Annotated in this window: 11 protein-coding genes; 5 read left to right on the forward strand and 6 right to left on the reverse strand. The window is 39.0% G+C overall.

The window, feature by feature from the left end; genetic code table 11:
• Window positions 1-53 precede the first annotated feature (53 nt).
• The 4 genes from FTT92_RS14420 to FTT92_RS14430 form a co-directional block, all read right to left on the reverse strand.
• Window positions 54-1010: a TauD/TfdA family dioxygenase gene (locus FTT92_RS14420; RefSeq protein WP_180172439.1), complete on the reverse strand. Its 957-nt coding sequence runs from the start codon at window positions 1008-1010 to the stop codon at window positions 54-56.
• Between the two features lie 221 nt (window positions 1011-1231).
• Entirely contained in the window at window positions 1232-1366 is a 135-nt protein-coding gene (locus tag FTT92_RS16770) for a hypothetical protein (protein ID WP_257231741.1), read from the reverse strand.
• On the reverse strand, window positions 1359-2570 hold the full coding sequence (locus FTT92_RS14425; protein WP_180172440.1) for an MFS transporter: 1212 nt from the start codon (window positions 2568-2570) through the stop codon (window positions 1359-1361). Before FTT92_RS14425 ends, FTT92_RS16770 begins: the two co-directional genes overlap by 8 nt.
• Window positions 2571-2815: 245 nt before the next feature.
• Window positions 2816-3874 (reverse strand): OmpW family protein, encoded by a 1059-nt coding sequence (locus FTT92_RS14430; RefSeq protein ID WP_180035627.1) that lies wholly within the window; start codon window positions 3872-3874, stop codon window positions 2816-2818.
• A 441-nt stretch (window positions 3875-4315) separates the two neighbouring features.
• Here FTT92_RS14430 and FTT92_RS14435 point away from each other — a divergent pair, with 441 nt between their 5' ends.
• Window positions 4316-4495, forward strand: a complete 180-nt coding sequence (locus tag FTT92_RS14435) for a hypothetical protein (protein WP_078190224.1) — start codon at window positions 4316-4318, stop codon at window positions 4493-4495.
• Between the two features lie 60 nt (window positions 4496-4555).
• On the opposite strand, the gene FTT92_RS14440 is transcribed toward FTT92_RS14435, so the two are convergent.
• Entirely contained in the window at window positions 4556-6013 is a 1458-nt protein-coding gene (locus FTT92_RS14440) for a sensor domain-containing diguanylate cyclase (RefSeq protein WP_180172469.1), read from the reverse strand.
• Between the two features lie 194 nt (window positions 6014-6207).
• Window positions 6208-6996, reverse strand: coding sequence for a hypothetical protein (locus FTT92_RS14445; protein ID WP_180172441.1), 789 nt, complete (start codon window positions 6994-6996; stop codon window positions 6208-6210).
• A 294-nt stretch (window positions 6997-7290) separates the two neighbouring features.
• Here FTT92_RS14445 and uvrB point away from each other — a divergent pair, with 294 nt between their 5' ends.
• The 4 genes from uvrB (at window position 7291) to FTT92_RS14465 (ending at window position 13031) form a co-directional block, all read left to right on the forward strand.
• On the forward strand, window positions 7291-9312 hold the full coding sequence (gene uvrB / locus FTT92_RS14450) for an excinuclease ABC subunit UvrB (RefSeq protein ID WP_180172442.1): 2022 nt from the start codon (window positions 7291-7293) through the stop codon (window positions 9310-9312).
• A 155-nt stretch (window positions 9313-9467) separates the two neighbouring features.
• Window positions 9468-10058, forward strand: a complete 591-nt coding sequence (locus FTT92_RS14455) for a lipocalin family protein (protein WP_180060292.1) — start codon at window positions 9468-9470, stop codon at window positions 10056-10058.
• A gap of 134 nt (window positions 10059-10192) precedes the next feature.
• The gene (gene rarD, locus FTT92_RS14460) at window positions 10193-11125 is read left to right on the forward strand and encodes an EamA family transporter RarD (protein ID WP_078191878.1); all 933 of its coding nucleotides are present in this window, start codon (window positions 10193-10195) and stop codon (window positions 11123-11125) included.
• A gap of 229 nt (window positions 11126-11354) precedes the next feature.
• A complete protein-coding gene (locus tag FTT92_RS14465) occupies window positions 11355-13031 on the forward strand; it encodes a hypothetical protein (RefSeq protein ID WP_180172443.1) in 1677 nt (558 codons plus the stop codon).
• The last annotated feature ends 457 nt before the right edge of the window (window positions 13032-13488 follow it).

Below are 13488 nucleotides of genomic sequence, written 5' to 3' on the forward strand. Positions count from 1 at the left end.
AACACGGATTTTGCTGGGTTATTTATTTTTTATTGTTGGCATGAAGTTCAACATTAGTATGGTCGTCCTCCTGCTAGGCTAATTCGCTTTAATAAGCGGCGTTGGTCTGAAGGGAAAGGGCGGCGTGAGTGTAAAGTGGCTTGGTTATCCCAAAACACAATGTCACCTTCTTCCCATTGATGTTCATATCGAAACTCAGGTTTCAATAAATGTTCACGTAAAGATGCAATCAATTCACTGCCCGACTGATCATCGTAGTGAACCAATTCCACTTCAGATCGTTCATTTAACCACAGCCCTTTACGACCACTTTCTGGATGGGTACGTACAAGCGGATGTGGATAGGCATGTCCAACAATCGGTTGGTCTTTGAAACGGTAAAGCGGTGTAGCGCCATATCCAGTTGTGCTTTTATTATTTTTGGCACGGACAAATGGGTTGTAGGTAATGAGTTGAAGTTGTTCTAAATGTTTTTGTGTCGCTTCATCTAAAGCTTCATAGGCTTTAATGGTGTTATACCATGAGGTTTGTCCACCGTCTTGTGGCAGTTCAATGGCATAGAGTAATGAACCAAATGATGGCAGTGGAGTCCACTGATGGTCTGCATGCGCAGCCAATTCACCATGTCCAGTATAGTCTCCTTTACCGACTGCATTTGACACAGGTACGACGTCTGGTGGTGTACCGGTGTCATCTTGTGATGCTAGCACAGGAATATCTGCACCAGGACGGAAAATTGAACCGAAGTAGCTTGCAAACGCGAGATACTGTAAATCATCTAGACTTTGATGTTTAAAAATTAAAATCAACTGTTCTGCCAGCGCTTGTTTTAAACGGTAGATGGTTTCCCCAGACTGTGCTTTACGCGCATCTAAACCATAAACCACGGCCCCCAAAGCTTGGTCATGTTGCACTTCAATACGAATTTCATTGCCATCTTGAAAATGTTCTGCTTGATGCCAACGCGGAGCATCATGGATGGCTTGTGAAAGTTGAGTTAATGCGGTCATTTCATAAGTTCTCAAATTGTTCTTTATTGAGACTTAATCTAAGGAAGAAAGTGCAGGTTGGAAAATTAAAAAATAAGCTAAGTTTATGAAAAAACTTATTATTAATACTAATATGCTGAAAATGCAGCTTTTATTGAATCGTGGAGAAAATAGCTAAAAAACTGCTGTTGTAGTGTTGATAAAACAGCAGTTTGAATTGGAATTAAGGCTTCTATGCGTCTTTAATGTGCACAAAACGCTTGGTTAAAGTATTCGAATAATTCAGGCGTTTGGCTCCATAAGCCGATGGATAAGGCCAACAAGGCCAGAATACTGAGGGCAATACTGAGTCGAAACCATAATATTGAATTAGTCATGAATGACACTTTCCTCATTAACCATGAAATGTACCAATACCCCAAAAATACTCAGGACAATCGAAAAAATCCAAATGGCATTATAGTTACCGGTCATATCGTGGTTCACACCACCCAACCAACCACCAAAAAATGAACCGACTTGGTGAGTAAAGAACACGATACCACTCAGCATACTGAGATATTTAACGCCAAACATATTGGCCACTATACCGTTGGTGAGCGGTACGGTAGAAAGCCATAGTAGACCCATAATGACGCCAAAAGCATAGATTGTCCATGTGCTTAAAGGCAGCAAAAGAAAGGCAATAATGGCAATACCACGTAATCCATACAGTCCCATCAACAGCTTTGGTTTGGAATATTTGCCACCGAGCCAACCTGCTGTGTATGTGCCGACAATATTAAACAGTCCAACGAGCGCTAGGAAAATAGTGCCTGTAGTGGCATTAAAGCCATGATCAATTAAATAACCCGGCAGATGGATACCAATAAACACCACTTGGAAGCCACAGACAAAGAAACCAAGTGCTAAAAACCAAAAGGGTTTATGCTCCCAAGCCAATTGCAAAATTTGTTTAAATGTCAGAGAGGCTTCATGCGTATTGATTGCATTTGGTGCAACATACATTGGTGCTTTTAACATCCAAGCTAAAGGAATAATAAGCGCAATTAAAATGGCGCTGACCACCAAAGCCGAAGACCAACCAAATTTTTGCAGTAGCAGTAATGTAGAGGGCAGCATAATGAACTGACCAAAAGAACCTGCGGCACTGGCAATACCCATGGCTAAACTACGTTTGTCTGGATGTGCTGCACGTCCTACGGCCGAGAGTAATACTGGAAATGAAGTGGCCGAGAGAGCCAAACCTAGGATTAAACCTGCGCTTAAATTAAGAAGTAAACCGGTAGAGCTGATGGCCATGAGTAATAGCCCGAGGGCATATAATGCACCACCGACTGCGACCACGATCTTACTGCCATATTTATCTGCAAAAGCCCCAGTAATTGGCTGCACAGCACCCCAAATTAAGTTTTGCATGGCAATGGCAAGGCTAAATACGTTATGTCCCCAACCGAATTCATCACTCATCGGCACGAGATAGAGGCCAAATGCATGACGCACCCCTAAAGACAATGCCAAAATAATAGCACTGCCAATGAGCATGTAAATCAGGGGCTTTGAGAAACGAGTATCAGACATACAGCAGGCTACATTCTTTAAATTTAACCCAATGGTATGCGAATAAACGCAGAGTTGCGATTAAATTTAATTCACCAAACAATAAATTTTTTTTATAGGTAACTATGGATGAATAAAGAAAAATGACACAGCCGAAATTCAAAAGTGTTTAAAAGAGATTGAAGAGATAATTCAAAATAAAAGACCATATATAGCCTAATAAAAAAGACGGCCGTAGCCGTCTTTTTTTATATTCAGGTTATTAATTAGAAACGCATACCGATACCTGCATATGCAAGGATCGGGTTTACTTCAATATCCGCTTTAGATTTGATCAGTTCGCCGTGTGTCGCATCTGTAACGGTAATGGTGGTTTCATTTTGTAGGTGTGCATAGCTGACAGAACCAACAGCAAACCATTTATCATTGAAATCATATGTGAAGCCCACCGTCGCAACCGGAGCAAATACATCAGTTGCCTCTAAATCAACTTTGGGATTTGCCTTACTTGGTTTTCCTTCCAAAGAGGCGCCTGCATTACCTTCTTTAATGTTGGCAATCATGTGACCTGCGGCAATCAAATCTTTCTCAATTTGTGGATTCATTTCCAATTCATTGAAGTAGGCATACATCACGCCTAGACCCACATAGGGACGGAATTTATTGACGCCAGTTTTACCGAAGTGATATTGGATTTCAGCAGCCGGAGTCCATGCACGTGCAGAAGCTGCTGCACCATGTGCGCCTAAGTCGGTAATGAAAATATCATTTTCAAGTTCAAGATTTCCCAGTGCACCGCCTAGTGGTTTTGCAATGGCTGAAAAGGGCGCGTAAATTTTCCCTGAGCCTTGTAAATCAACTTTTGGCGGAATACCCGCTTTCATTTCTAGTGATACATTGTCAGTGAAGAAATAGTTGGTCATGATCCCAAGCGTGGTGACGTCGTCTGCTTCAAGACCTGTCCCTGGATTGTCCCATTGTTCAAGTCCTGAAATGGTGGCTTTACCACTCATTGAAGCAGGAACTGTGTCCAAAAGGTTTAGGGCACCTGCTAGCAGCGGAGGGACTTTGTATCCTTCTCGAATATTGTCTTTTACTGTTTGTGTTTTAACATCACCAACTTCTGCCTCATAGCCTTCATTGATGGCAGTATTTACACGAAATGGCTGCGCTTTACCTTGTGGCATAACATGTAAAGCACCAACAGAGACAGAAAAACGTTTGAAGCCATCGCCATCTTTTAAACTAAAATATGGTGAGTCTGCATGACTGAGCATAGGTAGAGCAGCCATAGAAGCAGCAATGCACAATACACTTTTTTTCATTTTAAAGGACTCCATGTCCGTAAATTGATAATAATTTTTCTAAGTGCTCATTATTCAAAATTAGTGCGTAAAAAATGTTATAGAAAACAAGAGTAAAGGTAATAGTCCTGTAACATTCTTGATGATTTGTATTGTTTGAAGGTTTTAATGAGGTATTTGTGTAAAAAAAAAGAACATTTTTGAAATTTAGAAATGCTTATATCTATTTGTAAATATTCAATATTTATTGACATAAATGACAGTGAATTTATTTGTTTAGGTCAATAAAATAGTTTAAAACGACCATATTCAAAGCAGTTTTGTGCTGTTGTCCTCTATAGATATAAAATTCATAGCTGATCATTGAGTCTTTATATGCCAATCGAGTCTAATCACTCAAAGCCTTTTACACCAAAACCATTTTTTTTGTACAATAGCGCCAGATTCAATTGAGTTATTCGTATGAGTACGCAAAACCCTCCCAAGAAAAAGGCTTTAGTCAATTTGCCTTTTCCGATTAAAAAAGCTGAAGATAATGCTTCGGATGAAATCTTTGAAGATATGCGTCCAAAACCTCAGCGTTATGCTGACCGTACTTGGATGCCACCACGCGGTACACGTCGTTCGATGGGTAAGCGTTAAGAGATTTAAATAAAAAAGCCATGGTTCAGACCATGGCTTTTTTATTGCAAATTATTGATGTTAATTGCGTATTTCAGACTGAATTCTACGGTCTTTATTGAGATAATACTTTTTCTTCTGACGATACATGTCAAGATCAGCACGTTTAAGCATATCTTCCATTCGCTCATTCAAGATATTGGTGGCAGAACCAATCGATATACTCATCGGTTGATTAGAATAAAATTGGTTATCGACCAATAACAACTCATTCAAACTTTGTAAGCAGTTTTGCAGTGCTGCATCATCTGCACCCGGTAAAAGTATGACAAATTCATCACCACCAATGCGCGAAGCAGAATAGGGCGTATGCTGAATAAGTTGGTTTAAAATGTTGCCCAAACGTCTGAGGATACTGTCACCAGCATCATGCCCAATGCTGTCATTGAGTTCTTTTAGCCCATTTAAATCCATAAAAATACAAGAAACAGGACGTAATTGATTGCGTGCGAGACGATTGAGTTCTGCGATATAAAATGAACGGTTATAGAGCTTGGTCAGAACGTCATGCTTACCTAAATATTCAAGATAATTTTCAGCCTTTTTACGTGCGGTAATATCAGTCAGCGCAACCTGCACGGTGCTCCAGTCATCGAGATAATCGGGAAATACAGTAAATTGCAATAATACGTGGCGAATACTGCCATCGAGTGCATAATTTATAGCTTCACGTTGATGATGTAGATTGCCATTCCAAAGTTCAATCAACTGTTCTTTAAAGGTTTGCAGCATTTCTTTGGCAAATACTTTATGTACATTTTTGAGCAATATTTCTTTGTCCGAAGCGCCAAACAAATCAAGGGTGGCCTGATTAACGTCAACGATCAGTATTTCCTTAATACACTCTTGTACAAAATCGGGGTGAACATCCAAAAATGTCACAAAATCTTCTATACCTAAAGCGCGAAGCTGATCTAATTTTATTTTAATTCGGCTGAAATCTTCTACCCAAAGTGAGGTTGGCGAATAATGGAAACGCGCTTCTGCCAAATGACGACTTTGTTCATGTAAACGACAAGCTTCAGTATAAGAGGTGATATCTTCAGTCGTAATTAAAACGGCAGACAAATCCTGCTCATGACTCGGTAGCACGATGCCTTTGAGTTGAATGTCTAGGCGTTGTCCACTGAGCGTATAGTTCACGGCAGAATGGGAAAAATGCGTTTCACCATTCCACAATGCAACCAACTCTCTAATGTGTGTTTGACACATCTCCGCCTTAAAAACGAGATCAAGGTTTTGACATAAATGTTCAATATTACGCGCTTGATAAAGTTCTAACGTTTTTGTGTTGACCTGTAAGATTTTTATTTTTCTTGCACATTGCAGAATACGTGATTCATCTTGTTGAAGAAAAGTGGCGAGATCCTGCACACCTTGCTGACGCCAGAGATCAAATTGTTTTTTGACTTCACTGTAATCTTCAAGCCACACGGCAATGGGGGATAGCTCAAAAAAAGGAGAATCTAGCATGTCTATTTTATGTGCTCGTCATTCTTTATGATAATGTCAGCAAGTAGTATAAGATGAAAAAAATGATATTAAAATAATGTGATATGTAAAATAAACTTTATTTTTAATGTGACTTAAGTCGCTAAAAATCATTAGTCAACCGTAGAAAAAAGCCAATATGGACATTGGCTTTTTGGGGGGGAATGTGGTGAAAATAGTCTTTAGCGGCTGGCTTTACGAGCTTTATTTTCAGGCTTTGGTGCAGCGATTTCACGTTCAGCTTTCCAAACATCAATAAAATCTTTTTCATTAATATTGTACAGTTCAAGTAGGGCTAAAATGACGCCGCCAAACATCATTGGGCCTTCTGAGTTGCTTTGAAACTCGAATATTTTCCCATTCAGGGCATGCAAAATATCTTCAATTTCAAAAATACGGTCACGACCATTGCTATCTGTCGGGTACATTTGGGTATTCAGCACAATTTTCGCAAGACTTTTTTCATTATCTGTTAAGGCCAGAACATCAACCAATTCATCTGCCGAAGGTGCAAAAATTACCGAGTCTTGAAAAATTGTATGTAGAAGTTTCGAAGTAAGTTTAGGTAAAGCTTTTTCAACGAAAGGACGGAATGAAAGTGGAAAAATAACATTTCTGGAAATCCCCTTAAACATGGGAGCAATTTCTTCAACTTTATAGCCAGCGACACCACAGCCAATCGAAGTAATGAAATATTTGGTCTTCGGATGATTCTTGGTATAGATTTTAAAATCATCAACATAATGTTGAATCTGAGACAATGGCATTTGTTGTAAATGCTCATTCATTGTTGGAATAGCAAAACTTTGACCAGCCCATCCACGACCAATACCATTCATTGCACCAAAATGCTCTAGGGCAGTACGCGCTGCACCACCAGCATGTTGACCTGCCATATTGCTGCCAAAAACAAAAATAGTATCTTCGGGTAGGTTTTTAACAATACTTTCGTCATGATATTGGTAAGTCATAAGTTTGATCTGTGGCGTCCTTTTGTTCATGTTGCAGGTGAAATTTACATAGGTCAAGTATCAATAAGGGATAAATGAACGCTTTATTCCTGAGTTTTTTTAGAGCCAACAGTTTCCTCAAGAAAAACATGCGAAATCAGGCGAATTATTTTTCAAACATGAGAAAAATCTATGGGGTTATGTTGAATGATAATTTTACAGTCTGTACACGCCTCTGGTATTTACATAAATTTAGCGTTGTTTTGTGCAACTTTGCCCTCATAATAAAGCCATATAAAACTGTTGAAGAAGAGTGTGATGCAGGAACAGCCTTTTGAACTGGTAACACAATATCAGCCGGCAGGTGATCAGCCTCAAGCGATTGAGAAATTGGTGAAGGGGATTGAAAAAGGAATGCATGATCAGTTGCTCTTAGGGGTAACAGGTTCAGGTAAAACCTATACCATGGCAAATGTGATAGCACGCACGCAACGTCCAACGATTATTATGGCGCATAATAAAACTTTGGCTGCGCAGCTTTATGGCGAGTTTAAAGCCTTCTTTCCGCATAATGCCGTGGAATACTTCGTCAGTTATTATGACTATTATCAACCCGAAGCCTATGTTCCATCTTCAGATACTTTTATTGAAAAAGATTCATCGATTAATGATCATATCGACCAAATGCGTCTTTCGGCAACACGGGCATTATTAGAGCGACGTGATGCAATTATCGTAGCGTCAGTTTCAGCTATTTATGGTCTGGGTGATCCCAATGCTTATATGAGTATGCTTCTGCATATCGTGGAAGGAGACCGTATTAGCCGTGATGATATCATCCGTCGTTTGGTGGAAATGCAATACACCCGAAATGAACTCGAATTTTTACGGGGCACATACCGTATTCGTGGTGAAATTATTGATATTTTTCCTGCTGAATCTGATCAAAATGCCATTCGAATAGAATTATTTGATGATGAAGTTGATTCAGTTCGATGGTTTGATCCATTGACGGGCAGAATGGTCCGTAAAGTGCCACGTATTACGATTTACCCAAAAAGCCATTATGTAACACCTAAAGATAATTTACAGCGTGCAATTGGAACGATTCGTGAAGAACTCGCAGAACGACTAGGATTCTTTCGTGCAAATGATAAATTACTCGAAGCACAGCGTATCGAACAACGTACACGGTATGATTTAGAGATGATGCAGCAGCTTGGCTATACCAACGGTATTGAAAACTATTCACGCCACTTGTCTGGCCGTCCTTCTGGTGAAGCACCTCCGACTTTGTTTGATTATGTACCTGATGATGCTTTATTAATCATTGATGAATCGCACGTTACCGTACCGCAAATTGGGGCTATGTATAAAGGTGACCGTTCACGTAAAGAAAATTTGGTCAATTACGGTTTTCGTTTACCAAGTGCGCTTGATAACCGCCCAATGAAATTTGAAGAATGGGAGCGGATTATTCCTTCGACCATTTATGTCAGTGCAACGCCTGCACATTACGAAATGGAAAAGTCTGAACAAGTCGTTGAGCAAGTGGTTCGACCCACAGGTTTGGTTGATCCTGAAATTGAAATTCGTCCAGTGTTAACGCAAGTGGATGATGTATTGTCAGAAATTAATAATCGAAAAAACTTAAATGAGCGTGTATTGGTTACGACATTAACCAAACGTATGGCAGAAGATTTAACTTCATATTTGAAAGAATATGGTATTAAGGTCGCTTATTTACATTCTGATATTGACACTGTTGAACGAACTAAAATTATTCATGAATTGCGTTCAGGTGTATACGATGCAATTGTTGGGATTAACTTGCTGCGTGAAGGCTTAGATATGCCAGAGGTGTCTCTAGTAGCCATTTTAGATGCAGACAAAGAGGGGTTCTTACGTTCTGAGCGTTCTTTGATTCAAACCATTGGTCGTGCAGCGCGTAACTTAAACGGTAAAGCGATTTTATATGCAGATCGTATGACCGACTCCATGCAAAAAGCCATTGATGAAACGGATCGTCGTCGTAATTTACAGATTGCATTTAACCTTGAACATGGCATTACACCACGTAGTGCTGTACGCCAAAACGTTAATGATATTGATACTGGTGAACTGCTGACAGATGATGAAATCGATGCAAAAATTTCAGATCAGGCCAAGGCATTAACTGCAGATGAACGTCATTTGATGTCGGATCCAAAACTTCTGGCAAAACATATGAACAAGCTGGAAAAAGAAATGCTGAAGGCATCGAAAGATTTACAGTTTGAACAAGCCGCTCGATTACGCGATGAAATCTTGCGTTTAAAAGCACAGATGATTTCATAATTTTGTTAGACAAGATGCGGAATATTGTTTGAATGACATACATAATTCAGACAAGAAAATGATTTTTAGGGCAATTTTTTCCGCTAGAGTAAAAACACGAGAGAAAGAATTACTTAATTTTCATCGAATGTTTTGCATCGAAATGAGGCATAAAAATGACAACAACGAATCTTCCGAAAGCTGGTTTTAAACTCGCAAAAATTGCACTTGGTGCAGCAGTGTTAATTGGTTTGGGTGCAGCCACAATGGCCTATGCACAGACGAAACCGTTACAGACTGTGGAAAAAGTCGAGCTCGATCGTTATTTAGGTATGTGGTATGAAGTAGCTCGTAAGCCTATGGTTTTTCAAAAAAGCTGTGACCGTGATGTGATTGCGGTTTACACGCTAAATGAAAATGGCAACATTAATGTAAATAATCGCTGCGTATCTAAAGATGGTACCAAGAAGCAATCAATAGGCGAGGCATTTGTACAAAATGCACCGTTTAACACGAAATTAAAAGTTAGTTTCTTACCAGAAGCCATTCGTTGGTTGCCTGTGGGGCGTGGTGATTATTGGGTACTCAAAGCCGATGAAGACTATCAAACAGTTTTGGTGGGTGAGCCACGTCGTAAATATATGTGGGTTCTTTCTCGTTCGGCTCATCCAGATCAGGAAGTGATTCAGGAATATCTAAATTATGCTCAATCTGTCGGTTATGACTTATCAGATATTATTCATACCAAGCAAACAGTAAAACCATAAAACCTAAATATTTGAACAAATGCTAAAAAACCATGCCTGTGCATGGTTTTTTATTTGCTAGAATGTCCATGCGAAAAGCTTGATTGATCAAGCAAAATATCAAGATTATGTAGTCATTTGGACTGGAGTGAAAGATGTATAAAGGCGTTGCATTGTCTGTATTGGCATCGGTCACTTTCGGTATTTTGTATTTCTTTACCATCTTTTTAAAACCTCTAGATAGCGAGCAAACTTTTGCATGGCGCATGTTGGCGACCTTGCCATTTTTAACCTTATTTATGTGGTGGATGAAAGATTTAAACAAAGTCAGTGAAATTTTTTGGCGTGTGGTCAAGCAACCGATCTTTCTCATTTGGTTAATCATTAGTTCATTTTTATGTACTACACAGCTTTGGTTGTTTTTGTGGGGACCAATTAATGGCCGAGGGCTAGAAGTATCTTTAGGGTATTTTCTATTGCCCTTAGTAATGGTTCTGGTTGGATGTGTACTGTATAAAGAAAAGCTGTCTAAATGGCAGATGGCTGCCGTGGCATTGGCAATTTTAGGGGTCGGCCACGAAATTTGGCGTATTGGCAGTATCGCGTGGGAAACTGTCTATGTCGCTGTGGCTTATCCGATTTATTTCTTTTTACGTCGTACCTTTAAAACCGATCATTTGGGTGGTTTTTGGTGGGATCTTTGCTTAATTTTGCCTGTAGCCTTTTATTTAGGATTTATTCATAGCGATAGTTTAGCGCTGATGTCGTTATTCCCGTATCTGATTTTGGCGGTTTTAGGACTGGGTTTTCTGAGTGCGCTTGGCTTAGGTAGCTATATGTTGGCGAGTCGTTATTTGCCATTTGTGATTTTTGGTTTGTTGAGTTATTTAGAACCCGTGTTGTTAGCTTTTGCATCCATCGCATTGGGGGAGCGAGTAGAAGCCGAAGAATGGCTGACCTATATTCCAATTTGGGGTGCGGTATTATTATTGGTGATAGAAGGTGTTTTGCATCTGTTTAAACAAAAGCAAAATGAACGTGCGCTAGCAAAAAATGTAAAAGCGTTAAATGATCGAATCGATTCTTAAACTGAAAATGCTGGTACGATAAATTGATCAGTTTACAATTAATGCTTGCTGTTTTTTAGTAAAATCTTAAACTTAGAAAACTACAACAAGACATGATTCAATTTATTGTTTAGGAAGAACAGCATTGAATGATGGTGTACAAAAATATTTATTTTAGATAAAAATAAACTGAAATCGATAAAAGATTGATTAAAGATTGATTAAAGAACCAAGATACAGGAAGCAGTCAGTGGTTGTCCCATTTCATCTAAGCGCAAAACTTTTACAGCTAGAGCCTGTGTTGGATCAGCATTGGCAGAGTATCGTGTCTGAAGTGTGCACTGATCTTGATCAATCAAACTTACCGCAGATACAGCAGGTGTTATCGCAAAAAGGTATTCGTTGGGAGTCTTCATCACAGTCGTATCAAAGCGATGTACCGATGAATTTGGGCATGCTGATGAAAGTACTAAAATATGATGTCATGCGTGAGCATGCACAGTATTTGGCAACACAGCTCGAAGAACTTAGGATATTGACCCAGAGTATTCAAATTGCGCGAAAATTAGAAGAAAACCTACTCTATATCAATAAAATAGATGCAGAAGAAGATTTTGAATTACAGTATGAAAAAAATGTATTACATCAGCATTTCATTTTAAATGCCGCACAAATCATTCGTGAAATGGATTTGATTGCGCCGAGTGATGCACGTCAACTCACTGCTCTGCAAGTTAAAATTTTCTTGATCGAAATTTTCTTAAAGTCACATATGTTAGGGCAAGTTTTTGATGCTTCTATACCAAAATCATCTGAGGTTTGGCAACATCCGATTTTTAAATATTATTTAAAGCGTGAACAAAAAACGCGATATTTACAAATTGTACAAACATCTGAGTTTATTTATATTTTGTCGCCTGATTTAGATTGGACGACGCAGTATTCAGCAACTCGATTTTTATCAACAAAGCACAATGACGCCCTAGCAGACGAAATTTTTGATGGGGTGGCCATAGATTTAAATACTGCTCTAGAAAATCAGCAGATCGAACAATTAAAATTTCGAGTCTCAAAGTTGGCATCCATTGCAGGTTTTATACATTTAGATCTACAAAATTTAATGCAGCAACTACATACACGGGTAGATAAGCATCTACTTTTAATGCTGCATGTAGAGGATGCTACTCAATTAGCGACGGTTTTACCTGCTTTTGAGCAGCAGTTCAATACATTGATCTTGAAGCCCTTACATCAGACTGTTCAATATCAACTGAGTGAGCAGATACAGTATGATTTTGTCTTTTTCCATAGCATGCAAATATCTCAGAAGCTCATCACGAGTCTAAAAGTCTTGAGTAGTTGCCCGGAGTTTGAGGCAAATTTGGAGTTGAAACGACTGCGACTTCAACTACAGGCTTGGCAGGTGCTTTTGTTGAAACGGCGTACGCACATTTTTCATGTTCAAAACGAAGATGATTGGGAGTTACATCATCAGCAGTCACAGCAAATTCATACGGCGTTGAAAGCGCTCTTGCAGCCGAACGAGGATCAACAGAAGATCTTTGCTAAAGACGTAATTGTAGAAAATACGGGTGCCCTAGGCGCGCATGTTGGATTTTCCAAACGCATGACGAAAACAGGGGAGTATGAAAGCCTTGAAGCCGATACTTTAAAAGCGCAGCAGCAAAAAAAGCGCCAGACTTATATGCAGGTTTTAATGTTGCTGAAGGAACATGCGTCACAGCTCGTCAATCTTGATTTTGAGCCATGTGAAAATGCCTTAAAGGTACAGTCATTTAGTGATCAGAGATATTTTGCGATTAGTGCTGGAGAGAATGGTTTAAATGCACTTCCGAAAATATTAGAGCTGAGTGTAAATTTCTTTGATTTTAATTTGGAAAAGTTTGCTGAGAATCTGAAAAATTAACAGAATTTTAAATATTGATCTGACTTTAAAACTAATGTTAGGCAGTAACATTAGAGGCGTAATTTGATCCAAATAAAAGAACGATACGCGGTAATGTTATCCGCAATTGTCTAAGACAAGGTTACTTCTAATAAAAAATGTTTTTGCGATACTTTGAATAAATTGACGGTAGTGAACGAGTTTTGCGGTGAGGAGCATTGCTCCGCAAGATGGTTTCCTTACGAAACGTTGTTTCTCATTTTGCCAAATGAGAAACAACGTTTCGTAAGAGTACCTCCAGCTGAAGGCTAAACCCTTTATTCAAACTTTAGATGTAAGATTCCGTCGAATAGTCTTAAAAATCATCTAAAAATGTGAAATTATTATTACGAGCTTAGCATCAGTAAAAATACTATAAATTGAGCAAAATAAAAAAACAGCACAATTTGAAAAATATAAATATTCGTTCATCTTTGAG

The sequence above is a fragment of the Acinetobacter sp. YH12023 genome (genome assembly GCF_013420135.1).
Taxonomy (GTDB): domain Bacteria; phylum Pseudomonadota; class Gammaproteobacteria; order Pseudomonadales; family Moraxellaceae; genus Acinetobacter; species Acinetobacter amyesii.